The 23,508-nt window shown below is 52.6% G+C and carries 24 protein-coding genes; 11 read left to right on the plus strand and 13 right to left on the minus strand.

Annotated features, from left to right (window positions below):
• On the plus strand, positions 1–894 hold an 894-nt coding region (locus tag OB13_RS04330), incomplete at its 5' end, for a YihY/virulence factor BrkB family protein (protein WP_461488922.1).
• Between the two features lie 89 nt (positions 895–983).
• Here the strand turns inward: OB13_RS04330 and rlmN are convergent.
• Both rlmN and OB13_RS04340 read right to left on the minus strand, forming a co-directional pair.
• Positions 984–2,057, minus strand: coding sequence for a dual-specificity RNA methyltransferase RlmN (rlmN, locus tag OB13_RS04335; protein WP_461488923.1), 1,074 nt, complete (start codon positions 2,055–2,057; stop codon positions 984–986).
• Positions 2,058–2,078: 21 nt separating this feature from the next.
• Positions 2,079–2,507, minus strand: coding sequence for an acyl-CoA thioesterase (locus OB13_RS04340; protein WP_461488924.1), 429 nt, complete (start codon positions 2,505–2,507; stop codon positions 2,079–2,081).
• Positions 2,508–2,653: 146 nt separating this feature from the next.
• On the opposite strand from OB13_RS04340, the gene mnmC2 reads away from it, so the two are divergent.
• The 4 genes from mnmC2 to OB13_RS04360 all read left to right on the plus strand — a co-directional run bounded on the left by mnmC2 (position 2,654) and on the right by OB13_RS04360 (position 5,933).
• On the plus strand, positions 2,654–3,331 hold the full coding sequence (mnmC2, locus tag OB13_RS04345) for a tRNA (5-methylaminomethyl-2-thiouridine)(34)-methyltransferase MnmC2 (protein WP_461488925.1): 678 nt from the start codon (positions 2,654–2,656) through the stop codon (positions 3,329–3,331).
• A 186-nt stretch (positions 3,332–3,517) separates the two neighbouring features.
• Positions 3,518–4,024, plus strand: coding sequence for a glutathione peroxidase (locus tag OB13_RS04350; protein WP_461488926.1), 507 nt, complete (start codon positions 3,518–3,520; stop codon positions 4,022–4,024).
• Between the two features lie 316 nt (positions 4,025–4,340).
• A complete protein-coding gene (locus OB13_RS04355; protein ID WP_461488927.1) occupies positions 4,341–4,649 on the plus strand; it encodes a hypothetical protein in 309 nt (102 codons plus the stop codon).
• Between the two features lie 201 nt (positions 4,650–4,850).
• On the plus strand, positions 4,851–5,933 hold the full coding sequence (locus OB13_RS04360) for an endonuclease/exonuclease/phosphatase family protein (RefSeq protein WP_461488928.1): 1,083 nt from the start codon (positions 4,851–4,853) through the stop codon (positions 5,931–5,933).
• Here the strand turns inward: OB13_RS04360 and OB13_RS04365 are convergent.
• Together OB13_RS04365 and bshC are read right to left on the minus strand one after the other, a co-directional pair.
• Positions 5,930–6,517, minus strand: coding sequence for a 5-formyltetrahydrofolate cyclo-ligase (locus tag OB13_RS04365; protein WP_461488929.1), 588 nt, complete (start codon positions 6,515–6,517; stop codon positions 5,930–5,932). The genes OB13_RS04360 and OB13_RS04365 overlap by 4 nt on opposite strands.
• Positions 6,517–8,127: a bacillithiol biosynthesis cysteine-adding enzyme BshC gene (gene bshC, locus OB13_RS04370; protein ID WP_461488930.1), complete on the minus strand. Its 1,611-nt coding sequence runs from the start codon at positions 8,125–8,127 to the stop codon at positions 6,517–6,519. Before bshC ends, OB13_RS04365 begins: the two co-directional genes overlap by 1 nt.
• Positions 8,128–8,459: 332 nt before the next feature.
• Here bshC and OB13_RS04375 point away from each other — a divergent pair, with 332 nt between their 5' ends.
• Positions 8,460–8,840 (plus strand): PH domain-containing protein, encoded by a 381-nt coding sequence (locus tag OB13_RS04375; protein WP_461488931.1) that lies wholly within the window; start codon positions 8,460–8,462, stop codon positions 8,838–8,840.
• A 147-nt stretch (positions 8,841–8,987) separates the two neighbouring features.
• On the opposite strand, the gene rimO is transcribed toward OB13_RS04375, so the two are convergent.
• The 9 genes from rimO to OB13_RS04420 all read right to left on the minus strand — a co-directional run bounded on the left by rimO (position 8,988) and on the right by OB13_RS04420 (position 15,460).
• Positions 8,988–10,301 (minus strand): 30S ribosomal protein S12 methylthiotransferase RimO, encoded by a 1,314-nt coding sequence (rimO, locus tag OB13_RS04380; RefSeq protein WP_461488932.1) that lies wholly within the window; start codon positions 10,299–10,301, stop codon positions 8,988–8,990.
• 238 nt (positions 10,302–10,539) lie between these two features.
• Positions 10,540–10,974, minus strand: a complete 435-nt coding sequence (locus tag OB13_RS04385; RefSeq protein WP_461488933.1) for a hypothetical protein — start codon at positions 10,972–10,974, stop codon at positions 10,540–10,542.
• A 223-nt stretch (positions 10,975–11,197) separates the two neighbouring features.
• Positions 11,198–11,713 (minus strand): carboxypeptidase regulatory-like domain-containing protein, encoded by a 516-nt coding sequence (locus tag OB13_RS04390; protein WP_461488934.1) that lies wholly within the window; start codon positions 11,711–11,713, stop codon positions 11,198–11,200.
• A gap of 18 nt (positions 11,714–11,731) precedes the next feature.
• Positions 11,732–12,691: a signal recognition particle-docking protein FtsY gene (ftsY, locus tag OB13_RS04395; RefSeq protein WP_461488935.1), complete on the minus strand. Its 960-nt coding sequence runs from the start codon at positions 12,689–12,691 to the stop codon at positions 11,732–11,734.
• A gap of 114 nt (positions 12,692–12,805) precedes the next feature.
• Positions 12,806–12,958, minus strand: a complete 153-nt coding sequence (locus tag OB13_RS04400; protein WP_461488936.1) for a DUF4295 domain-containing protein — start codon at positions 12,956–12,958, stop codon at positions 12,806–12,808.
• A 2-nt stretch (positions 12,959–12,960) separates the two neighbouring features.
• Complete coding sequence (rpmG, locus tag OB13_RS04405; RefSeq protein ID WP_461488937.1) at positions 12,961–13,149, minus strand: 50S ribosomal protein L33; 189 nt, start codon at positions 13,147–13,149, stop codon at positions 12,961–12,963.
• Between the two features lie 135 nt (positions 13,150–13,284).
• The gene (locus OB13_RS04410) at positions 13,285–14,904 is read right to left on the minus strand and encodes an aminopeptidase P N-terminal domain-containing protein (protein ID WP_461488938.1); all 1,620 of its coding nucleotides are present in this window, start codon (positions 14,902–14,904) and stop codon (positions 13,285–13,287) included.
• Positions 14,904–15,143: a 50S ribosomal protein L28 gene (gene rpmB / locus OB13_RS04415; RefSeq protein ID WP_018476578.1), complete on the minus strand. Its 240-nt coding sequence runs from the start codon at positions 15,141–15,143 to the stop codon at positions 14,904–14,906. The genes OB13_RS04410 and rpmB overlap by 1 nt, the downstream gene beginning before the upstream one ends.
• A gap of 131 nt (positions 15,144–15,274) precedes the next feature.
• Complete coding sequence (locus tag OB13_RS04420; RefSeq protein ID WP_461488939.1) at positions 15,275–15,460, minus strand: DUF5522 domain-containing protein; 186 nt, start codon at positions 15,458–15,460, stop codon at positions 15,275–15,277.
• A 151-nt stretch (positions 15,461–15,611) separates the two neighbouring features.
• Here OB13_RS04420 and OB13_RS04425 point away from each other — a divergent pair, with 151 nt between their 5' ends.
• The 5 genes from OB13_RS04425 (at position 15,612) to OB13_RS04445 (ending at position 23,320) form a co-directional block, all read left to right on the plus strand.
• Positions 15,612–15,926, plus strand: coding sequence for a hypothetical protein (locus OB13_RS04425; protein ID WP_461488940.1), 315 nt, complete (start codon positions 15,612–15,614; stop codon positions 15,924–15,926).
• 148 nt (positions 15,927–16,074) lie between these two features.
• Positions 16,075–17,316, plus strand: a complete 1,242-nt coding sequence (rocD, locus tag OB13_RS04430) for an ornithine--oxo-acid transaminase (protein ID WP_461488941.1) — start codon at positions 16,075–16,077, stop codon at positions 17,314–17,316.
• A 132-nt stretch (positions 17,317–17,448) separates the two neighbouring features.
• A complete protein-coding gene (locus OB13_RS04435; protein ID WP_461488942.1) occupies positions 17,449–17,703 on the plus strand; it encodes a putative signal transducing protein in 255 nt (84 codons plus the stop codon).
• Between the two features lie 681 nt (positions 17,704–18,384).
• Positions 18,385–19,359, plus strand: coding sequence for a porphobilinogen synthase (gene hemB, locus OB13_RS04440; RefSeq protein ID WP_461488943.1), 975 nt, complete (start codon positions 18,385–18,387; stop codon positions 19,357–19,359).
• 223 nt (positions 19,360–19,582) lie between these two features.
• Positions 19,583–23,320, plus strand: coding sequence for a S8 family serine peptidase (locus OB13_RS04445; protein ID WP_461488944.1), 3,738 nt, complete (start codon positions 19,583–19,585; stop codon positions 23,318–23,320).
• Positions 23,321–23,508 lie beyond the last annotated feature (188 nt).

The following is a 23,508-nucleotide window of genomic DNA, read 5'->3' on the forward strand; positions in this document are numbered from 1 at the left end:
GCCTTCAACGCTATTTTCTCCATTCCGCCGCTGTTGGTCATCATCATCCAGGCAGCAGGCTTTTTTTGGGGCGAAAAGGCTGTTTCAGGGGAGCTCTCAAGCCAGATATCTGCCGCTATTGGCCCCAGCGCTGCCGAGACGATTGAGTCCATAATTCAGAACGCGGCCATGAGTGAGGGAAGCGGCATTGCTTTCTGGATCGGAATTGGGACGCTTGTATTTGCCTCCACTACCTTCTTTGCTACGCTGCAGGAATCTCTGAACCGGGTCTGGAACGTAAAACCAAAGCCCACCAACAGCATCGTGAAGATGCTCAAAGTGCGTCTGTTCTCCTTTGGCATCGTGCTGAGTATTGCCTTGCTGATGCTGATTTCACTGCTGCTCAGTGCGATGATCTCTATTCTGAGTGGGTATCTGCAGGCTATTTTTGATAAATACCTGCAGTTTATCTCCCCGGATGTGCTCTACTACCTGCTCAAAGCAGTTGATTTTATACTCTCAATCAGCATCATCACCGCCCTGTTTGCGCTGATTTTCAAATACCTGCCCGATGCCTTTATCCGATGGAAAGATGTATGGATGGGCGCCTTTTTCACGGCTTTTCTTTTCACGGTTGGCAAGTTCCTCATCAGCTGGTATATCAGCACCAGTGACCCCGGTTCGGCTTATGGCGCCGCCGGTTCCATGATCCTGATCCTTGTCTGGATATATTATTCGTCCCTGATCGTTCTTTTCGGAGCAGAGCTCACCCAGCAATATGCCAGTGAGTTTGGCCAGCAGATACGCCCCAAAGCGCATGCCGTTATTTTCAGGGAGCAGGAAGTGACCAAAAATCCGCAGGACATTGCCAGCGGCAGACCCAGACCGGAAGGCAGGTTTAACAAGGCAAGTTGATCTGCCTGCAATTCAGAGCCCCTTAAAGAAGACAAGGCCTCTGCTAGTTGATAGCAGAGGCCTTGGTATTTCGTAGTTGATAAGCGGACTTATACAGATTGTTTTTCTTTCACGGCCAGCTGACCACAGGCGGCATCGATGTCTTTGCCCCGGCTGCGGCGCACGTTCACCTGCACGCCCCGATCTGCCAGGTAATAAATAAACCGTTCCAGGCGGTCTTCATCCGTATTCACGAAATGGGCGTTCTCAATGGGGTTGTACTCAATGAGGTTCACTTTGCAGGGGATGATCTTGGTGAAGCGCAGCAGCTCTTCCGCATCCTGAAGCGAGTCGTTGAAATTATCAAACACGATGTATTCGTAGGTCACTTTGCGGCCTGTCACTTCATGAAAATGTTTCAAGGCGTCGGTCAGCGCCTCCAGCGAGTTGGACTCGTTGATGGGCATGATCTGGTTGCGCTTCTCATCGTTGGCTGCATGCAGGGATAAAGCCAGGTTGGCCTTCACACCGTCATCCGCCATCTTTTTGATCATCTTGGCTATACCTGCCGTGCTCACCGTGATGCGGCGCGCCGCCATACCTAGTCCGTCGTGCGCCGTGATACGCTCAATGCTTTTCATCACGTTGGCATAGTTGAGCATCGGCTCGCCCATCCCCATGTACACGATGTTGGTCAGCGGATGACCGTACTGCTCCAGGCTTTGCTCGTTGATGCGCACCACCTGATCATAGATCTCGGCGGCATCCAGGTTACGCACCCGGTCCATGTAGCCGGTGGCGCAGAACTTGCACGTCAGCGAACAACCTACCTGGCTACTCACACAGGCTGTCTTGCGCTCATCGTGCGGGATCAGTACGCCCTCCACAATGTTGTTGTCATACAGTCTGAAGGCAGATTTGATGGTGCCGTCGTTGCTGAGCTGCTTGGTCGCCACCTGCACCGCGTTGATCGCAAAATGCTGATCCAGCTTTTCGCGCAGGGCCAGGCTCACGTTGTTCATTTCCTCAAATGACTGCGCCGAGTGCTTCCAGATCCACTCATAGACCTGCTTGGCACGGAACGCTTTTTCGCCCTGCTCTACCAGCCACGCCTTTAAGTCATCCAGCGAAAGCTTACGGATGTCCTTCTTATTCAGTATATTTATATCTGCAATCAGTGTCATACTGCAAAATTACAAAAATACTCAGGCATTAGTTTCAATCCGGGCCTTTACTTCGTCCGGCAGCACCATTAATTTTCGCTCCTGGTAGTTAAAGCACAGCATACCTGTCTTGGCACGCGCTATTTCTTTGCCGTTCTGGTTGAGTACGTGGTAGGTAATGTCGAAACCATACCTGTTTACATCGGCAAAAGCCATCCGAAGCGAGAGGATATCGCCATAGAAACCTTCGCCTTTGTACTCAATGGCCACATCAGCCATGATCAGGCTGGCGCCGCCCATCTCCAGCTCGGTATAGCCCAGGTGCCGCAGCAACTGCAGGCGCCCTTCGTGCAGGATGGAGAGCAAGGCGTCGTTGCCCAGGTGGGCCCCGTAGTTCAGATCGGTAATGCGTAGCGGGATGGTCGCTTCAAAGGCGACGTGGGCAGGTATAGCTACTTTTATTCTGGCCATAAGTGGATGCGTGAAGGTATAGCTGTGGGCCGGGCCACAAATCGTTTAAAATCGTTTCAAATAGTGCTGCTTTCTGAAAAATCTGCCCATTTTGTATTGCAGACAGGCCAAAGCATTGCTTACATTTGTAAAGTAACTCAAAAAGAATGCATCTCGAAATCAGGCAGACCAAAGATGGCTCCAACACCCTGTATGTGCCCGCGCTAAACGAGCACTACCACTCGGTGCATGGCGCTTTGCAGGAGTCGCAGCATGTCTTCATCAAGCACGGCCTGGAGCATGTGCTTGATCTTCGGAAGGACATCAAAATACTGGAGGTTGGTTTTGGCACGGGCCTCAACGCTATCCTGACCTATCCGTTTGCGCTGGCCCACAAAGCCTTCATCCAATACGATACGCTCGAGAAATACCCCCTGGAGGCGGGTGTGGTGGAGCAGCTGCATTTCGACAAAGTGATTCTGAACCCGGAACTGCAGGATGTGTTTGAGCAGATGCACAAAGCGCCCTGGAACGAACCGGTAGACATCATCCCGTACTTCACCCTGCAAAAGATACACGAAACACTGGAGGAGTTCGTAGCGCCACAGGCGTATTACGACCTGATCTACTTCGATGCCTTTGCCCCGGAAAAGCAGCCGGAACTGTGGTCGGATGAGATGTTCCGGAAACTGTACAATGCGACCCGTCCGGGCGGAGTGCTCGTGACCTACTGTGCCAAAGGCTCGTTCAAGCGCAGCCTGAAGGCAGCCGGCTTTGAGGTGGAGGCGCTGCCTGGCCCTCCCGGCAAACGGGAAATGACCCGTGGCCTGAAACAGGTAGACTAACAGACGCTATACCTGCTCCAACGATAACCCGGGCTTGGCTCCGGGTTTTCGTTCTTATACCTCGATCAGTCTGAAGCCCGACAGGTATAGCCGCCTTTATCCGGGAAACCTTTTCTGTTATTTGCTGTTCAGGTATAGATTACTGAACTTGAGATACGCTAATGGCCTCCGGCCCTCCCTTATAGCATGAGCACAAACGATACAAACAACGCATTCTATACCCTCTCCGCCACTTCGCTGCAGGGCAAGGAAATACCTATGGAGCAGTACCAGGGCAAGGTCGTGCTGGTGGTCAATACGGCCAGCCAGTGTAGCTTTACACCGCAATATGAAGGACTGGAAGCGCTTTATAAGAAATACCAGGACAAAGGCCTGGTGATCCTGGGCTTCCCCTGCAACCAGTTTGGCAACCAGGAGCCGGGTGGCAAGAAAGAGATCGAAGAAGGCTGCCTCCTCAACTATGGCGTGAGCTTCCCGATGTTCGACAAAGTAGACGTGAACGGCAAGGATGCACATCCGGTGTTCCGTTACCTGAAGTCTGAACTGGGTGGCCTGCTGGGGAGCTGGGTAAAGTGGAATTTTACCAAATTTCTGGTAGGCCCGGACGGAAAACCCTACAAGCGCTTTGCCCCCATCACCAAACCTGAAAAGCTGGCCCCCGAGATAGAGAAGCTCCTGGCACGTGCAAAATAAGTAGCTTAACACCGGGTGCACTTGCAGCCCGACAGTACGATCGCCCCAAGTCAGGCATGAACGACATTTTTGCATTCCTTCCGGCCGGGAAATTATTTTCCGGACCTCCCCGCCTGTTTTTAAATCCGGTCATTGTATAATTCACTCGTTTACAAACGCTTGTAGAGAGCCAAGCGCCACTGTAAAATATAATGCAGGAATCTTCAGTTGTTTTGGATAATATATTCAACTATTTAAATATATTTATTGCTCTGTATCCCCCATATACTTTTTAGTTTTGTAAATCCACAGCGCAATGAAAGCAAATACACTCGCAATGAAGAAATTCCTTAAGCAGGCCATCAAGCCTTTTCAGGCAAAGTATGAAGTAGTCTGCACTACGTATCAGGTTATTCCCGGCCTACCGGTGAACAGGAACCAGTCGAAACATGCTTTTGAAAGAGGAGCAGCCGTAGCGGCGAAAGAGTTCTATACCAAAGTCGTGTCTTCTGACATCACCAAGACCATGGCGCCGGTAGAGGTGCAGCTGCGTAAAATCTACCTGAGTGGCAGAACCATCGAGCAGGCAGAGTTTGGCCCGGTGCAGCACCTGAAAAACCTGGGCAAAGGAAAGAAAAAGAAATAACAATCCCGGCTACCAGTCTATGCAGGCCCTCCCGTATCCATGCGGGAGGGCCTGTTTTGATTCCAACCTTTTACCTCTTTATCCATTATATAGCTTCGCGCTAATAAACATACTCCGGGCAATTGCGTACTGCAGCTCTATAAACCGACACTGTTATACTACATATCCCCGCTCCCGCTGCCATAGCCACCCTACGCACCCATGAAAACCGCAGCAAAAATTATACTACAGGCTTTCGGCACCTTTGTTGTGCTTGCCACTGCTTTGCCGCTGCTGGACGCACAGCAGTGGTATGTGCGCGTGTTTGACTACCCGCGTATGCAACTGTTTGTGATGGCCCTGGCCGTTTTCGTGCTCTACCTCTGGCTGGGCTCGCGCCATCGCAAACGCGACAAACTATTGCTGGGATTGCTGGCAATTGCCAGCATGTACCAGGCCTACCAAATTTACCCGTATACCAAAGCCGCACCTACCCAGGTCAAACTTGCCGCGTCCGAAGAACAGCAGGAGGCCGGGCTGAGCGTACTGGTAGCCAACGTACTGATGTCGAATGAAAACTACGACAAGCTGATCCGCCTGACACAGGAGAAGGACCCCGACATCCTGCTGTTGCTGGAGTCCGATTCGGTATGGCAGCAAGGTATGCGGGCAGCTACACAAAAATATCCGCATCGGGTGGAGATCCCCTTAAGCAATACCTACGGTATGCACCTGTACAGCCAGCTGCCGCTGCGCCAGCAAAAGGTAAGCTACCTGCTCGACGACGAGATTCCTTCCATCAAGACATTTGTGCAGCTCCGCAATGGTATCTGGGTAGAGCTGCATGCGGTGCACCCAAAGCCACCGGTACCTACAGAGGCGGCAAACTCCAAAAAACGTGACGCTGAGATTGTAATGGTTGCCCGGGACATAGCAAACTCCAAATACCCGGTTGTGGTAGCCGGCGATTTTAATGATGTGGCCTGGTCGCGCACGACGAAGCTATTCCAGGAAATGAGCAGCCTGCTGGACCCGCGTATCGGTCGTGGCTTTTACAACACCTTCAATGCCAACTACCTGCTGCTGCGCTGGCCCCTCGACCACGTCTTTCATTCCGACCATTTCAAGCTGAAGGGTATTGAGCGGCTGCCAGACATTGACTCTGACCACTTTCCTATCTTCATCCGGCTGAGCTTCGCGCCCAAAAACAAGTATGAGCAACAGGAACCGCAGGCGGATGAGGCTACCCAGAAAGAAGCGGCAGAAACAATACGGGAAGGGAAGAAAGAAGCCCGGGTAGATTAACCCAGAGATTCTTTTTCAGGCCATACCCCCTGCGGGGTGATCGCGTAGTCCAGCGGCACGTCGAAGGCATTGGGGTCGGAGATCTGTTCTACAGGAGGCTCCAATGACAAGCCGATCTTTAGCACTTCCGGGCGGCAGTCAGCCAGGAAGCGGTCGTAGAAGCCTTTGCCATAGCCTACCCGGTGCCCGGCCTTGTCGAAGGCCAGCAGGGGAATGAGCACCAGATCTACTTCTGGCGCCGGAATGATCTGCGCGTCCTGCGGTTCAGGTATACCCCAGGGATTTTCCACCAGCACCGACTCGTCCGTGAGGTGATGATGGGTAAGCACATGCTGCGCGGCATCCGTAACAGGCACCGCCACACGCACCCCGGGTTGCTCCAAGCGGAGCCGCTCGATGATGGGCCAGGTATTCACCTCATTGTTCTTCACAATCGGCAGAAACACGTGTACCGTCTGACCTGGCCTGAGCGGAAAATGCGCAAAAAACAGGTCCCCTATACGCTGGCTACGCGCTGCCACCTCTTCGGCCGGCAATGCCCGCCTTTGCTGCAGCATCAGTTTTCGTAGCTCCGCTTTTAGCATCAGGCTTCTTCCAGTATGGTGAACTTCAGGTCGAAGGGATCGAACGCCTCTGCCAGCGCAGGTATAAAATCGGGATGGTTGGTCTGATAAGAAAGCAGGTTGTCCTGGCGCTCCTGCAGGCTGCCGTTCGGAAACAACTTATCTTTCAGATTCTCGAGCTGCTTGAAGGTCTGTTCATGCTTGCTGTCGCGGGCTTTGGAAAGTTTCTTTTCCAGCATGTGCAGTGAGTTAGTGGCTTTCTGGGCTTCGGCTGCTACGGCTTTTACCAGCGTCGGGTCAATCCCTTCGGCCAGCTCTTCTACCTGCTTGTATAGGTTTGCAGCGGCCTCCCGCTGCGCCTCCAGGTTGATCTCGCCTTCATGCAGCTGTGCAGAAAGCTTCTTTTTCAGCTCCTGGTAATCCTGGAACAGGTCGAGGGGCTGCAGGCCCAGCTTGTGCATGCGGCTGGCATTGGGTCGGCTGATGTACAGCGCCGAGTTGCGCAGCATCAGCACCGGGAAAGGCACCTGATATGCTTCAAACACCTTGCGGAGCTGGAACCAGTAGGCTACCTCTGCCCCGCCGCCAATGTAGGCCAGGTTGGGCAGTACCAGCTCTTCGTAAAGGGGGCGCAGGATAACGTTCGGGCTGAAGCGCTCCGGATGCTGGCTTGCCTCCTGCAGGATCTCCTGCCGGCTGAAGCGGCAATCGGTGTTGAGTACCTGATAGGTATCCCCTTCCTGCACGATCCGTTCGCGCAAGCCATCTTTTAGGTAAAACAGGTTGATCTGGCGGGAAAATACCTGCGGTTTATATCCTAGCTTCTCTAACCGGGCATTGGTTTCTTCTACCAACTGGTTCGATAGATGCTCGGTCAGTTCTCTTTCCACGACCGGTGTCAGCGCCTGCTTGAGCGCTGCATGATCGCCGTCTATACCTACCAGTCCGTACGCGCCGAACAGCGCATGGGTAATGGCACGGGTCGCGTCGGCCAGTGTGTTGCTGTTGCGGTACGCTTCTTCAAAGATCGGGTAGGCTTCCGGCATCTCCTCGAGCACCTTCTCCAGCCCCTCTGTTGAAAAGCGCCCGACGGCTCCTTTCTGGTCTGTTTCCCAGGTATAGCGCTTCCCGAACAGGTTGAAATGGTTGATCTCAGCAAAATCGTGGTCTTCGGTGGCCATCCAGTAGACCGGCACAAAGTTGTGATCTGGGTATTTCTCCCGCAGCTGCCTGCAGGTGTTGATCGCCGTGATGATCTTATACACAAAGTAGAGCGGCCCGGTAAAGATATTGAGTTGGTGACCGGTGGTGATGGTATAGGTATCGGGCTGCTGCAGCAGGTCTATATGTTGCTGCACCTTCGGGTGGACGTCCGCCAGGGAAGCATATTGCTCCAGCAGTGCCTGGTGCAAGGTATGGCGCTGCTCCTGGCTGAAGCTTTTCTCTTTCAGCTGCTCCTCAAAAGCGGCCACTGTCGGGAAACGGTTGTAGAAAGGCTGCAGCTTTTCGTTCTGGGACAGGTAGTCGGCTATCGTCTGGGAAAAGGCGCCGGTCTGGGCATAGTCCACCTTGGTGATTTTCATATCGGTCACTTCCATCTGCGGTGTTTTAGAAGATGCATCTAAGAACATGGTTAAAATTCATTCCTTGCGCTGCAAAAACGAAATTTAATCAGGCTCTAAGCAATTAAACTGCTCTATCAGGATTCTGTTGCAATGGCCACCCATTTTGGTGCGGCGGCACAAAGTACGGGTTTTATTTTTTGATTTGCAGCAGATGCGATAGAAAGCAGCTCGAAAGGGACGGACGGGCCCGGGACTAAGGAAGCTGTCGGCTTAGCGCCTGAATCGACTTTGGTTTGCCTGGCCGGTCCGAAAATCCAGGTTTCAAATAGTTCAGTGCAACTATCTTCCGAAATTCAACTATACTTAAGGTATAGCATCTACCACTAAGCCGTAATACAATGGGAATACTAAATGGATTGATGGGACATGCCTCGGCCGTGCCCGTCGAAAAGCTCACCAAGGAGTTTGAGCCTATTTTGCTGGAGGATGAACGCATTGAAAGTGCCTTCCGGCTTATCCGCGACATGATGGTCTTTACCAACAAGCGCCTCATCGTGGTGAACAAGCAAGGTATAACCGGCTCAAAAGTCGAATACCAGAGCGTGCCCTACTCCAGCATCAAAATGTTTTCAAAAGAGAGCGCCGGCATGCTCGACTATGATGCCGAACTAAAGATCTGGCTGACGGGCGAGTCTACGGCAACCATCCGGCAGGAGTTCCGGAAGGGCGATAATGTCAATGCAGCTTATAAAGTGCTGAGCAAGTATGTGCTGAAGTAGGTTAGTTGTTAGATATTAGAAGTTAGACGATAGATATTGGATAAAAGACCTTTCTTGTGTAGTTATCTATAAATAGAAATAGCCCGACAGGTATACCAGTCGGGCTATTTTCAACAAGTCTAATGTCTAACGTCTAGTATCTACTATCTAGCTAACCACTTCCCCATACAGGTCAAAGTCGGAAGAATCGGTGATTTTTACATTTGCAAAGTCGCCCAAGCGCACATACTGGTTATCGGCTGCCACCAGCACTTCGTTGTCCACTTCCGGGGAGTCGAACTGGGTACGGCCTACAAAATAGCCGCTTTCCTTGCGGTCAAAGAGTACTTTGTAAGTATTGCCGATCTTGGCTTCGTTCAGCTCCACAGATATACCTTGCTGCAACTCCATGATGGCGTCGGCACGCTCCTGCTTCACCTCGTCGGGCACATTGTCTTCCAGGGTATGGGAGTGCGTATTTTCCTCGTGCGAGTACGTGAAGATACCTAGGCGGTCGAATTTTGTCTCCTCCACCCAATCGTACAGTTCCTGGAAATCCTGATCAGTCTCGCCCGGGTGCCCTGCGATCAGGGTTGTTCTCAAAGCGATATCAGGCACGCGCTGGCGGACAGTATCTACCAGTTCGATGGTGCGGCGCTTGCTGATGCCGCGGCGCATGGTCTTGAGCATGTTGTCCGAAATATGCTGCAGCGGCATGTCCATGTACTTGCAGATGTTGTCGCGCTCGCTCATCACATCGAACACATCCATCGGGAACTGGGACGGGTAGGCGTACTGCATCCGGATCCACTCAATGCCGTTCACATCGGAGAGGTTGCGCAGCAGATCGGCCAGCTTCCGCTCGCCGTAGTGCTGCAAACCGTAGTAAGTCAGGTCCTGGGCAATGAGGATTAGTTCTTTGGTGCCCATGCCGGCCAGGCGCTTTGCCTCCTTCACCAGGTCCTCGATCGGACGGTCTACGTGTTTGCCCCGCATCAGAGGTATGGCACAGAAAGAGCAGGGACGGTTGCAGCCTTCGGCAATCTTGAAATAAGCGTAGTGTGATGGGGTCGTGATCAGGCGCTCGCCAATGAGCTCGTGCTTGTAGTCAGCATCCAGTTTTTTGAGCAGCTGCGGGAGCTCCAGCGTACCAAAGTAAGCGTCTACCTGCGGAATCTCTGCTTCCAGAGAATCCTTGTAGCGCTGCGACAAACAGCCGGTCACATACAACTTGTCTATCTGACCGCTTTCCTTGGCTTCGGCGTAGCGCAAGATGGTGTCAATGGATTCCTGCTTGGCATTGTCGATAAAGCCGCAGGTATTCACAATGATGATATTCGAATCGTCTTTCTCAGACTCATGCGCCACGTCCATATCGTTCGCGCGCAGCTGTCCCATCAGTACTTCGGAATCCACCAGGTTTTTGGAACAACCCAATGTGATCACGTTTACCTTGTCTTTCTTTAAGCTTCTTACTTTCACTTACTATGTCTATTTAATAAAATGCGCTACAATTGATAAAAACCTTTATCCCTCCACAATGGTTCGTTTTTGGAAACCAGCTTGCAAAGGTACGATATGTTTGGTAAATAAATAAGGTGTAGCTGTTTAGCAGGCTTTCCTGCCGAAAGTTTATACTAATGAGGCCGGGTACATGAGGTAAATCAGCCAGGTGCGTAATCGGTGCTGCATCGCTTACTGCCTATTGCTGCCGCTGGCTTCAGCGCTCTTTCGGCTTGGGTTTCTCGATGAACAAGGACGGAGAAAAGAATTCTCTGGCGGCGGCTTTGTCTTTCACCAGATCAACCGCAACGGGCAGGCGATGGCTGGCAATGAGCAGCTTGATCACCTGGTACAGGTTATTATCCCAGAGGTAATCCGGCGACTCCAGTATCGCGATATTTTTTAAAGGCGTGCCGGGGATATGCTGGATGAAGTAATGGATAACCTCTTCGGTCAGGACACCGCCGGCGGGTATACCGGAATCGATGATGAGGTTGGCGACGTTCTTTTCCTGGATAATGGCAAACAAGGAAACTATGGTCTGAAAGAACCGGGAGGATTCTACACTCAGCTCATCCGACCATTTCACGCTTAGTATATTGGGGGTAGATTCGTACACGAACTCCATCAGCTCATCCTTACGCTCACGCATGCCAGGTATCCAGTTTAAAAGCAAATCAGTCCTAAATGTAGGTACGGATGCTGATACTTGCATTACCCCCGCCGTTTTTTCTTTCTTCTGCTTCACGCGCGCAGCTATACCTGGCAAGGCAGCATAGGCATGCAGCTTCATCCGGCTTGTAGTGTTTTACAGGTATAGGTATAAAAGATCGCTCGGTTTACAGAAAGAAAAAGGCCGTGCTGTAGAGCGGGTGCTAATAAAAAGCGTTGTAGTTGATCAGAAACTCCACTGTCGTCACCTTGCCTTCTTGCACCTCCATCGGGAAGATGTTGTTTTCCCCGTCAAACAGGTTGGCATACAGCCCTTTTTCTTCTTTGGTGAAGATGCTATACCTGCCGGGCTTCAGCGGAACAGCAAAGTTGCCATCTGCATCTGTTTCGACCTGGGTGACTAATTTCGTTTGGATGGCGGTGTGAAAGACACCTTCTGTCGTGGTGGTTTGTGTGCTGTTGGTCAGCTCGTAGATATACACCGTGCGTGCTACGCCGCGTTTACCGCCGGAGGACGGTGCATCGGGAGAGGGCATCTGGTTGCCGGCTTCCCAAAGTATGCGTCCCTGTATACCTTGCTTGATGTTCATCTGCTGCTTTGCCCCCGCTTTATTCTCCTGTGGCTTCTCCTGCGCCTGGCCCGTTTGCTGCGGTGTTTTGGCAATACCGTTACAGAACGTCAAGAGCAGTGACAAACCGATAAGCAGGAGCTTTCCCATACGTGCAACAGCAAAGATCTACTTGCGGGAGAAGAACGATTTCACAAATTCGTGCTTGTCGAACAGCTGCAGGTCTTCTATCTTCTCGCCAACCCCGATGTATTTCACCGGGATCTTAAACTCATCCGATATACCAATTACCACGCCCCCTTTGGCTGTGCCGTCCAGCTTGGTGATGGCCAGGGCGGTCACATCGGTGGCTTTGGTAAACTCACGTGCCTGAAGCAAGGCGTTCTGGCCTGTGCTTCCGTCCAGTACCAACAGCACCTCATGCGGCGTATCTGCTGTTATCTTCTGCATCACGCGCTTGATCTTCGAGAGCTCGTTCATCAGGCCTACTTTGTTGTGCAGTCGTCCGGCGGTGTCGATGATCACCACGTCGGCGTTCAGCTCCACTCCCCTTTTTACGGCATCGTAGGCCACGGAGGCCGGATCGGTATTCATGCCATGCGAAATGACCGGCACGCCCACACGCTCCCCCCAGATGATGAGCTGATCGACGGCGGCGGCACGGAAGGTATCGGCAGCACCCAGCACGACTTTTTTGCCGGCTTTGTGGAACTGGGAAGCCAGTTTACCGATCGTGGTGGTCTTACCCACCCCGTTCACGCCTACCACCATGATCACGTACGGCTTGATATCGGGCGGCAGGTCGAAGTTGGCACCGTCGCCGGCCCTGTTCTCTTCCAGCAGCGCGGCTATCTCTTCGCGCAGGATCCTGTCCAGCTCGTCTGTGCTCACGTACTTGTCGCGGGCCACCCGTTTTTCAATCCGGTCAATGATCTTGACCGTGGTCTCTACTCCTACATCGGCATGCACCAGAATTTCTTCCAGCTCGTCCAGCACCTCCACGTCTACCGTGGATTTGCCGATAACGGCTTTGCTTAATTGACCAAAAAAGCTGGTTTTGGTTTTCTCAAGACCTTTGTCAAGCGATTCTTTCTTCTGCTCTTTGCTGAAAAAGTCAAAAATTCCCATCTGCGTGTTTTGTAGGATGAAGACTATCTCGGTGTGATACGGGAATATACTAAAAAAGTCCCAACAAAGGGACTTCTTCATGTATGCTATCTATGTATAGTAGAGTAAGCTGTTTTATTTGGCAAGGAAATCCTGCACTTTGTCAACAGGTACCATTTCTTCTTTGAAGCTGTAAGCACCAGTTTTTGGAGACTTAACGGCTTTGATCACTTTTGCCCAATCTTTACCTGAAGAGGTTTTAAGGGTTGCAACTACCTTCTTAGCCATGGTTATTTAATTTCTTTATGTACAGTAACTTTTTTCAACACAGGATTAAACTTCTTCAGCTCAAGACGCTCCGGAGTGTTCTTTCTGTTTTTGGTAGTGATGTACCTTGAAGTACCAGGCATGCCAGAGGTCTTATGCTCTGTGCACTCCATAATTACCTGGATTCTATTACCTTTTGCTTTTTTAGCCATCTCAACAGTAAATTTTTATTTAGGACTGCAAATATACAAGCTTAAATCTCTAATTACAAACTATGTAGAATTTTTTCTGCAGCACCTGTGGTTAAACGTTTTCTAAATCGGTTTCAGGCCGGCATCGGGGGCCTTTCAATCCAGCTTCGGAAGGATGAAATCATCCAATACACTGGGTTGGGCCATGGTTTTCTCTATCTCGGTTATACTTCGCGGCGCCAGTTTCGAGAGGTTCTCCCACCCTTTTTCGGTGATCAGGATATCGTCTTCTATCCGTACCCCGATCCCCCACCACTTCTTGTCACAGGGGCTGCCTTCGGGTATGTAAATGCCCGGCTCTACTGTCATCACCGTATTTGCCTGCAAAGGGCCGTAACTGCCCCGGTCGTGCACATCCAGCCCCAGGTAATGCGACGTGCCATGCGGAAAATACTGCTGCGCCTCCGCCCGGGCCCTAATGATCCGGAGCTTGAGCAGGCCGTCTGCAATCACATCGTAAGCGGCCTGATGCGGCGCCTCAAAGGCATTGCCCACCTTGCACTGCTTAAAGCCCGCTTCCTGCGCCTTCAGCACCAACTCATAGATCGCTTTCTGCTCGTTCGTAAACCTGCCCGTGACCGGTATCGTGCGGGTCACATCGGCGGTATAACCCCGGTATTCCGCGCCTACATCCATTAGCACCAGTTCCTGACCCGATATAGCCGGCTTGGCGCTGGAGGTGTAGTGCAGCACGCAGCCATTGTTGCCGGCCCCCACGATAGAGGGATACCCGACATGCTGTGCACCGTATTTTTTGAACACAAACTCGTGTATCCCCTGCACTTCCATCTCGGACATACCCGGCTTCATGGCTTTCATCACCTCTACCTGCCCGATAGCCGACATCGTGATGGCTTTGCGCAAGAGCTTCAGCTCCGCCTCGGTTTTCACTTCTCGCATCCCGTTCAGCACCTGGTCCAGGGTAGCAGCATCCAGCCTGGAGGCAGGTATAGCCGCTACGGCTTTGGTACGCGCCCGCATATCAGCCGCCTGCATATAGCTCTGCAGAAACTTGTCCTGGCGCAAGGCGGGCTGCTGTTGCATGGACTCGTGCAGGTAGGCAGTCACGCCACTGGCCTCCGCCAGCCCCTGTGCCCGCACCAGGCTGTAGAGCATGTTACGGGTGGCATCAAACCCGGCAGGATACTTCACCTTCGTCCTGAACTGAGCAAGCAGGCTATACAAGTCCGCTTCGTCAGCGGCATCGTCCCGTACATCGTGCGGCAACTCCCGGATCAGGATGTGCTGCAGGCTGGCGGTATCGAGCCTGAAACCGGCAAAATCGGTATTGGCCTGCGTGGCGATGTCCAGTTCGCGGGCAGCACCTTCCACACCCAGGCGTTTGCCGTTCCAGAGTTCGTGCATTTCGTTGCCAGGCTGCACAAACAGCAGTTCCTGCACCTGTTGCCCCTCGACGGTCTGCGGATTGCTGAAAAGCAGCAGCACCGCATTCGGCTCTCTATACCCTGTGAGGTAGTACAGATCCGGGTCCGGATGGTAGTAATACTCCACGTCGTTGGAGCGGTTACGTACCGGACTGGCAAAAATGACGGCAACGGAGCGAGGGGGCAGCTGTTGCCGCAGTACCTCTCTCCGTTGCCGGTGAAACTCTTTATCTAAAGTATCAGATGACTTTTCCGAGCCTGCGTGTGGTTGTGCAACGGCTGCCGTAAGGGCGAACCCGAAAAAAAGCACACACAGCCGAAAGGCTGTCATTAGTACATGATGTAGCCTTGCTCAACAGCCTTCTTCAGTACTGCAGAGATGCCGTTCTTGTTGATAGTTCTCAAAGCTGAAGTAGACACCTTCAGGGTTACCCAAGCATCTTCTTCAGGGATATAAAAACGCTTCTTCTGAAGGTTTGGATAGAACTTACGCTTCGTCTTGTTATTAGCGTGAGAAACGTTATTTCCTACTTGTACTCTCTTTCCGGTTAAATCGCAAACTCGTGCCATCTTATATTTTCTTCTAAATTATTTCAATAGGGGTGCAAATATCTGCAAATATTTGCAGAAGTTCAAAAGCATACCAGATATTTTTAATAAAACGTGCTCTGCTACAGCTGCAAAGGCTTTTTAAAGTGCCTCTATACCTTGCTGCCGCTGCTTTCGCCTGGCCGTTCCGGACGCTGCTTTTTATTAAAACCATAGGGGCAATGGCGGCAACCGCTCTGGCAGCAATAGCCCCGCCTGAGGTGATACGCAGCCGTAAACACCATCAACCCCTGTTCGTTCAGGTAGTAATCCTTACCTTCTTCTAAGCGCTTGCTCAATCCGTTCACTTCTGTTTAGATGCCAAATATCAGTAATTTACTACCGTTCACCAAAGAAATGCCTGTTACGCGATTCATTCCACAGGGCGCACGTTATAAATTAAATACCTCTTTTGGGATATAGTGTGATTCACCTCTTAATTGCATGCCCATGTCAAGTTTCAGTACCTTAAGTGAAGCCGTCAACACCATGCGTGCCCGTGGTTACGTGAACACCTTCAGTATACAGCAGCAGCGCGTGTACTGCTCCGAACTCAGCAAGGCCATCCCTCCTACGCAACTCACGCTGCTGGAAAGACACGTAGTGCCGGCACCGACCTCCCGAACCGGCGAAGAGGAAGTGTATGGGTTCCGCACTTCGGATAACACGCTGGGTATCATGACCAACATATACGCCGAATACGACCCGGAAGGCTTTTATTCCGTCTTCAGGCAGTGCCTGCAGGGCAGCCCCAGCCATACCTGAACCCTGGCGGCAGGTGTAGGTTCCAATTCAGTCTGTTTTGACTATATTTACAACAATTAAACCTAATTTCTGTAAATATAGGTCCGGAGCCGCAGCCTGCTGCGTAGCTCTGCCTCTTATTTTGGTCAACCGCTATAACCCATAAACTATGAGCACGCTATCCATCAACTCGAGCCAGCAGGCTATCGAAACCGAAGAAAAGTACGGCGCCCACAACTACCACCCGCTTCCGGTAGTGCTTACCAGAGGCGAAGGCGTACACCTGTGGGACGTGGAAGGCAAACACTACTATGATTTCCTGTCGGCCTACAGTGCCGTGAACCAGGGCCACTGCCATCCGCGCATCATCCAGGCCCTGATCGAGCAGGCCCAGCAGCTCACGCTTACTTCGCGCGCCTTTTACAATGACAAGCTGGGTATAGCAGAGAAGTATATCTGCGAGTTGTTTGGCTACGACAAGGCCCTCTACATGAACTCCGGTGCCGAGGCTGTGGAAACCGCCATCAAGCTGGCCCGCAAGTGGGGCTACCTCAAAAAGGGCATTGCGCCGCACAACGCGGAGATCCTGGTGGTGGAGCGAAACTTCCATGGCCGCACCACCGGTATCATTTCCTTTTCCACCGACCCGGACTCTACCAAAGGCTTCGGCCCGTACATGCCCGGTTTCAAAGTGATCCCTTACAACGATCTGCAGGCCCTGGAAACAGCCCTGCAGGAGAACACGAATGTATGCGGTTTCCTGGTGGAACCGATACAGGGCGAGGCCGGTGTAGTGGTGCCGGACGATGGATACCTGGCCCAGGCACACGCGCTTTGCAAAGAGCACAATGTGCTGCTGATGGCCGATGAGATCCAGACAGGTATAGCCCGCACCGGTAAGATGCTGGCCAGCGACTACGACAATGTGCAAGCGGATATCCTCATATTGGGCAAAGCGCTTTCGGGTGGCGTGCTGCCGGTTTCGTGCGTACTGGCCAACGATGACATCATGCTCTGCATACAGCCGGGCGAACATGGCTCTACCTTTGGCGGCAACCCTTTGGCGGCAACCGTTGCCATTGCAGCGCTGGAGGTCATCCGGGAGGAGAACCTGGTGGAGAATGCCCATACTCTGGGCGAACTGTTCCGGGAGCGCATGAACCAGCTGAAAGTAAAGCGACCGGAAGTGGTAACCACCGTGAGAGGGCGCGGCCTGCTGAATGCAGTTGTGATCGAACCTGCCGCCGATGGCCGCACCGCCTGGGACGTATGCGTGGCGCTGAAAGAGAACGGGCTGCTGGCCAAACCCACCCACGGCGATATCATCCGTTTTGCCCCCCCGCTTGTGATCACAGAAGAGCAACTGCACGAGTGCTGCGACATCATCGAGAAGGTGGTGATGAATTTCTAGAACAGGTATACCTGAAATACAAAGAAGGCGAAGCTGTGATGGCTTCGCCTTTTGCTTTTTGCATGAACCGCTACATTTCATCTCCTGCTCTTTCCTCCAAACTTTAAATTCAGTATATTGAAAATAAAAAGTATGTCAGATCAGCAAGAAACCAACCCAGTCGAAATCTTTGCCGGAGACTTCCACCGGGCAGCTATTATCAAAAATATGCTGGAGAACAACGGCATCTATGTCTTTGTGGAAAATCAGCACATGGGCAGTATTGCCCCCTGGCAGGTATCTTCCGGCGGTTTCAACCCGGTCCGACTCATCATTTCCAGCCTGAATCTGGAACAGGCCACCAAACTTTTAGAAGAATTCAATAGTGCAGATTCGGATGAAGAATAGGAGCATTTGCTGAAAAACAAGTATCCCCTGAACAAGGAAACGATCCCAGCTATCCTCCTATTCGCTGCTTCCTTTGGCTTTTTCAGGTATGTCGTCTTTGCAAACTGGGAAACCATAAAAGCCTGCCTGTTCTGAAATCTTCTCCCCTGAAACTTGCCTCTACCTGATTTCTCAGCTATACCTTGTAGGGATTATCAGGTGATATAAAACCTAGCTAAGCTTCGCACGAAGAAGTATGCATACCTTGTAGAGAACAGGCATGTCATGGTTGTTCTTTTGGTTTTCCTGGCAGGGCTCCTATACCTGCATTATCACTCCGGGAAAAAGGGTGGAGCCGCGACTTTCCGACCAGCCCACTGGTTTTACTGCATCCGGACAGCCTGTTTTGAACAGGTATAGCCATTCCGTTGAACGAATCCTGAAATGAAAACGAGCGCAAGCTCTCTTTCGCTTCGCTTAAGAAAACGGATTTAGCCTCTCAAGAATTGGGCATGGGCGCTTAGATGGCACACAAGCAGCCGACAACTCAAAACCGTCCGCTATACCTGAAGCAAGCAAGTAATGATCCTGATTTCAGGTATAGCAAATGTCAAAATCTAAGGTATAGTTTCCCTTTCCCCCGCTTTCGCCGTATCTTTGCAGCTGACTGATTTTTAAGCATTTTAGAGCACTTGCTATACGATGAACACGAAAAGACCAAGACGCAACCGCTATAATGAAGTAATCCGGAACATGGTGCAGGAAACAAGCCTGGGCCTGAACGACTTCATATACCCCCTATTTATCATCGAGGGCCAGAACCAGAAAGTGGAAGTAGCCTCCATGCCGGGTATCAACCGCTTCTCCATCGATACCCTGTTGGACGAAGTAGCTTCCTGCGTGGAGCTGGGTGTAAAAGCCTTTGCCCCTTTTCCGGCTATACCTGAAAACCTGAAAGATAAATACGCCACCGAAAGCAAAAACCCGGACGGCCTGTTCCCGAGAGCGATCCGCGCGATCAAGAAAAACTTCCCGGATGTGGTGCTGATGACCGACGTGGCGATGGACCCTTACAGCTCCGACGGCCACGACGGTATTGTCATCAACGGCGAGATCGTGAATGACGAGTCGCTGGAGGTGCTGGGCAACATGGCCCTGACACAGGCGCAGGCCGGCGCCGATATCGTAGGCCCCTCCGACATGATGGACGGACGCGTAGGCTACATCCGCCGCGTGCTGGATGAGAATGGCTTCCACCAGGTAGGCATCATGGCGTATACGGCCAAGTATGCCAGCGCTTTTTACGGTCCGTTCCGCGACGCCCTCGACTCTGCCCCTAAAATGGGCGACAAGAAAACGTACCAGATGAACCCGGCCAATAGCCGCGAAGCGCTCATCGAAGCCGCGCTGGACACGGAAGAAGGAGCCGACTACCTGATGGTGAAGCCTGCCTTGGCCTACCTCGACATTATCAAGCTCCTGCGCGACAATTCTCAGCTGCCCATTGCAGCCTACAACGTGAGCGGGGAATATGCCATGGTAAAGGCAGCTGGCCTGAAAGGCTGGATCGACGAAGAGAAGGCCATGCTGGAGAGTCTGCTGAGCATCAAACGTGCCGGTGCTGATATCATCCTCTCTTACTTTGCCAAAGAATTTGCACAATACCTCCGGAAATAGCTGGCCGTCCAATTGAAAAGAAAAAGCGCATCAGGCTAAACCTGATGCGCTTTTTTGTTGTCCTGAACCCTAATTGGAGGGCAGTATTTTCCGGGAGCAGCCTCATGGCTGAAAATAACCTGCACTTTTTGAACAACTTTGTCTTTCTATCACTTTTAATTATATTCAGAGATTTTAAATTTCTACCTACTACTGCTTTATGAGAGGATTAAGCCTTTGGCTTATGGCCGCAGCCATGGCTGTCACTACGGTTGGCACGGCGCAGCAACGCAGCGTTTTGCCGGCTAAGGCAAATGTGGAGGCTTTGAGCCGCATCGCAGTGGCAGCTGAAAGGGACTATAAAACCAACCGGGCAGCCGCTCTTGCACTGGCCAAGCGGTATGGATGGGAAGTTGAAAAGACCTACAAGGATGGTTCGCACATCTCCCTGCAGGGGCTCGATGCCACCGGCATGCCCATCTACTACATCACCTATAACAACACCCGGGCAGCCGCCACCACCAAAACAGATCAGCTGTGGGCCGGCGGCGCCCTGGGCTTAAACCTCAGCGGTGCCAGCAGCGCTGTGTCTGATAAACTCGGAATTTGGGATGGCGGACGTATACGCGAAACACACGTGGAACTACGGGACCGCATCGAACTCAAGGACGGCGCTTCCAAAGTGAATGATCATGCCACCCACGTGGCGGGCACCCTTATCGCCAGCGGCCAGAATGCTCTGGCCAAAGGGATGGCTTTCGGCGTGAAGAAACTGCAGGCGTACGACTTTAACAACGACGTGGCCGAGATGGCGGAAGCCGCCAAAAACCAGATGCTGGTCTCCAATCACTCCTATGGCTCCATTGCCGGCTGGCGCTATAATTCCGATCGCAAAGGCACCGATACAGATCCGTACTGGGAATGGTGGGGCAATACTGAAATAAGCGAGACCGAAGATTATAAATTTGGCTTTTATGACGAAACGGCTGCCAACTGGGACCGCATTGCCTACAATGCCCCTTACTTGCTGATCGTAAAATCGGGCGGCAACAACCGGGCTGAGACAGGTCCGGAGCCCGGCAAGCCTTATTTTCAGCGCAACAAGAATGGCAACTTTACCTTAATCGCCCAGCGCCCGGCCAGCATCAGCAGCAACAATGGCTATGACGCCATTTCAACGTATGGCAACGCCAAAAACATCCTGACGGTAGGCGCCGTGCAGCCGATCGCTGCCGGCTACAACCAGCCCTCCGACGTCGCCATTTCCTCCTTCAGCAGCTTCGGCCCGACCGATGATGGCCGCATCAAGCCCGATCTTGTAGGCAATGGCGTATCGGTGCTTTCCACGCACAGTGACAGCGACAGGTCCTACAAATTGCTGAACGGCACCTCGATGGCTGCTCCCAACATATCCGGCACCCTGCTGCTGCTGCAGGAACACTATGCCAACCTCAAAAAGGGCGAATTGATGCGTGCCGCTACCCTCAAAGGCCTGGCCATACACACCGCAGACGAAGCAGGCACAGCGCCCGGGCCGGATTATGTGCATGGCTGGGGTTTGCTGAACGCAGAGAAAGCAGCCAACGTGATCACCAACGCCCAGCAAACGCACCTGATCAGTGAAAACACACTGGCGCAGGGACAAAACTATAGCTTCGACGTCGTAGCTTCGGGCAGCGGTCCTTTGGTCGTCACGATTGCCTGGACTGATCCGGAGGGCGTGGTTTTAGCGTCTACGGCCAGCTCTGTCAACAGCCGCAGTCCGCGCCTGATCAATGACCTGGATGTGCGCATCACCAGCAAAGGCACTTCTTTTCTGCCCTGGACCCTGGATCCGGAGAAGCCGGAGCAGGCGGCACAGCGCGGCGACAACATCCGCGATAACGTAGAGCAGATCACCATCCCAAATGCGGTTCCGGGAGAAACCTATACCATCCGTGTAGCGCACAAAGGCACTTTGCAGAAAGGACCGCAGGCTTACGCGCTGCTGGTAAGCGGCATAGGAGGCAAGGCCTACTGCACCAGCGCTCCTACCTCGGATGCCGGCGCCAGGATAAATAAGCTGGTATTTGACGGCAAAACCAAAACCTATGAGGGCTGCGCCACCTACCAGATACTCACACAGCCCGTACTTGAATTTGAACCCAGCCAGACCAAAACCATTTCTTTTGAGCTGGGGTCCTGCGGGGCCAGTGCAGCAAAAGCAGCCAAGGTATACGTGGACTGGAATGGCAACAGCAACTTTACAGATGCCGGCGAAGAAGCCGCCGTATCGGCTGTGATCACAGGCACCGGGACCTTCGCAGCATCCATCACATCGCCAGCCGGTGTCAAACCGGGCAACAGCACCCGGCTGCGTATGGTCGTAGCTGAGACCTCGGATGCCGGCAGCATCAGCCCTTGCGGCTCCTATACCCGCGGCGGAACCCAGGACTACATCGTCCAGTTCGTGAAAGCAAAAAGAGACATCGCGGTACAGCGTGTGTACCCGGTAGGAGCTTCGCTGTGCGCCGGCGCTGAGCAGACCTTTGTGGTAAAGCTCCGGAACAACGGTACAGCTTCCCAGACCAATATTCCGGTAACCGTAAGCATTCAACGGAACGGGATGGAGGTAGGCCAGGTAAGCGGCACCTATACCCGCTCACTGGGGGCCTTCTCAGAAGATGAAATGGTGTTGTCAGGGAATTTTGCCACGGAGGCAGGTGTCTCGTATGAGCTTGTTGCCCGTTCCGGACTGCAGCAGGATGCTGTGCTGAGCAACAACCAGGCAAGCAGTAGCTTTCGTGCAGGAGGCAATACCGCCGCGCCGCAGGCCACGGTCAATCGCTGCGGCAACGACCCCAGGTATACTCTGACAGGTTCCGGTGACGGCACGGTCTTCTGGTATACCTCCGCCACCGGCACCACACCGATAGCGGCGGGCAACTCAGCCCGAATTTCCACCACGCAGGCTGTTCGCACCTTTTTTGCTGCCCTCAATGATTTTGCGGGTACAGTAGGCCCGGCTAACAAAAATTTTGCCTCAGACGGAGGGTATAACCAGTTCTCGCCGGATGTGACCATCACTACCAATGCGCCTATGCTGCTGGAGAGTGCCCGCCTATACATTGGTCATTCCGGCAAGATCACGTTCACGGCTTACAATTCAGACGGCGCTCCTGTGTCCAGCAAAACACTCAATGTGAAGGCCACCCGTACGACGCCTGCCGCAGGCCCGCAGCCAAACGACCCGAACGATCAGGGCGAAGTGTACGATCTGGGCCTGGCGCTGCCGGAAGCCGGCAACTATAACATAGCAATCAGTTATGCCGACAGTGCGACCATCTTCCGGAACAATGCAGGGGTCAACGGCTATCCGTTCCAGATACCGGATGTGTTTGCCATAACCGGTAACACCGCGACCACCACTCCCCTGGGGTTCTATTATTATTTCTACGATCTGAAGATCAGGGCCATCGGGTGCAAAAGTCCGCGTGTAGAGGTGCCAATAGAAAGCGGGGCGCCGCTCGCACAGCCTGTGGTACAGCGGGAGGGACTCAGCCTGAAGTCCAGTTTAGCAGAAGGCAACCAGTGGTACCTGGACAACAGGCTCATCCCCGGCGCTACCGGCCAGAGCTATACCCCAACGGAGAGCGGCAACTACAGTGTGCAGTCGCAGCAGAAGGGCTGTGTATCGGATATGTCACTGGCGTATACCTTCGCTTTTCAGGCGGATGGGCGGGAGTTAAAGCCCGAACTGCTGGCCTCACCAAACCCCAGCACGGGTATATTCAAGATCCACTTTGAAACCCTCCAGCAGGAAGACCTGCACCTGGACGTAACGGATATGCTCGGCAACCGGATCTATACCCGGGAAGTGGAGCGGTTCAACGGCTTCTACGAAGCGACCATCAACCTGTCGGCGCGGGCCTCGGGTGTATACCTGTTGCGTGTACGGTTCGGAGAACAGTCCTATACCCAGAAGCTGGTCCTGCAACGATAATATGGAAAGCCCCGGTTATGAGCCGGGGCTTTTTTGTTGGATGAATTCGCATTTAAAGTACAAATAAAGTACAAACCGCACCTTCTGTCCTCACCTACAGTTTCAAGCCAGAGATGCAAATTTCCACACGTTCTATTGCTCAAATATTTAAAAATACAATGTTTATTTTGCACTAAAAAAATGTACTT

The organism is Pontibacter sp. HJ8, assembly GCF_054824225.1.

Bases quoted from the DNA above. Each gene is read 5' to 3' on its own strand.
- rocD (WP_461488941.1), top strand. From the start codon at position 16,075: ATGAGCACGCTATCCATCAACTCGAGCCAGCAGGCTATCGAAACCGAA.
- OB13_RS04340 (WP_461488924.1), bottom strand. From the start codon at position 2,507: ATGGCCAGAATAAAAGTAGCTATACCTGCCCACGTCGCCTTTGAAGCG.
- OB13_RS04385 (WP_461488933.1), bottom strand. From the start codon at position 10,974: ATGCGTGAGCGTAAGGATGAGCTGATGGAGTTCGTGTACGAATCTACC.
- OB13_RS04365 (WP_461488929.1), bottom strand. From the start codon at position 6,517: ATGCTAAAAGCGGAGCTACGAAAACTGATGCTGCAGCAAAGGCGGGCA.
- OB13_RS04400 (WP_461488936.1), bottom strand. From the start codon at position 12,958: ATGGCTAAGAAGGTAGTTGCAACCCTTAAAACCTCTTCAGGTAAAGAT.
- OB13_RS04360 (WP_461488928.1), top strand. From the start codon at position 4,851: ATGAAAACCGCAGCAAAAATTATACTACAGGCTTTCGGCACCTTTGTT.
- OB13_RS04435 (WP_461488942.1), top strand. From the start codon at position 17,449: ATGTCAGATCAGCAAGAAACCAACCCAGTCGAAATCTTTGCCGGAGAC.
- mnmC2 (WP_461488925.1), top strand. From the start codon at position 2,654: ATGCATCTCGAAATCAGGCAGACCAAAGATGGCTCCAACACCCTGTAT.
- ftsY (WP_461488935.1), bottom strand. From the start codon at position 12,691: ATGGGAATTTTTGACTTTTTCAGCAAAGAGCAGAAGAAAGAATCGCTT.
- bshC (WP_461488930.1), bottom strand. From the start codon at position 8,127: ATGTTCTTAGATGCATCTTCTAAAACACCGCAGATGGAAGTGACCGAT.
- rlmN (WP_461488923.1), bottom strand. From the start codon at position 2,057: ATGACACTGATTGCAGATATAAATATACTGAATAAGAAGGACATCCGT.
- hemB (WP_461488943.1), top strand. From the start codon at position 18,385: ATGAACACGAAAAGACCAAGACGCAACCGCTATAATGAAGTAATCCGG.
- rpmB (WP_018476578.1), bottom strand. From the start codon at position 15,143: ATGGCACGAGTTTGCGATTTAACCGGAAAGAGAGTACAAGTAGGAAAT.
- rpmG (WP_461488937.1), bottom strand. From the start codon at position 13,149: ATGGCTAAAAAAGCAAAAGGTAATAGAATCCAGGTAATTATGGAGTGC.
- OB13_RS04355 (WP_461488927.1), top strand. From the start codon at position 4,341: ATGAAGAAATTCCTTAAGCAGGCCATCAAGCCTTTTCAGGCAAAGTAT.
- OB13_RS04410 (WP_461488938.1), bottom strand. From the start codon at position 14,904: ATGACAGCCTTTCGGCTGTGTGTGCTTTTTTTCGGGTTCGCCCTTACG.
- OB13_RS04425 (WP_461488940.1), top strand. From the start codon at position 15,612: ATGTCAAGTTTCAGTACCTTAAGTGAAGCCGTCAACACCATGCGTGCC.
- OB13_RS04375 (WP_461488931.1), top strand. From the start codon at position 8,460: ATGGGAATACTAAATGGATTGATGGGACATGCCTCGGCCGTGCCCGTC.
- OB13_RS04350 (WP_461488926.1), top strand. From the start codon at position 3,518: ATGAGCACAAACGATACAAACAACGCATTCTATACCCTCTCCGCCACT.
- OB13_RS04445 (WP_461488944.1), top strand. From the start codon at position 19,583: ATGGCCGCAGCCATGGCTGTCACTACGGTTGGCACGGCGCAGCAACGC.
- OB13_RS04390 (WP_461488934.1), bottom strand. From the start codon at position 11,713: ATGGGAAAGCTCCTGCTTATCGGTTTGTCACTGCTCTTGACGTTCTGT.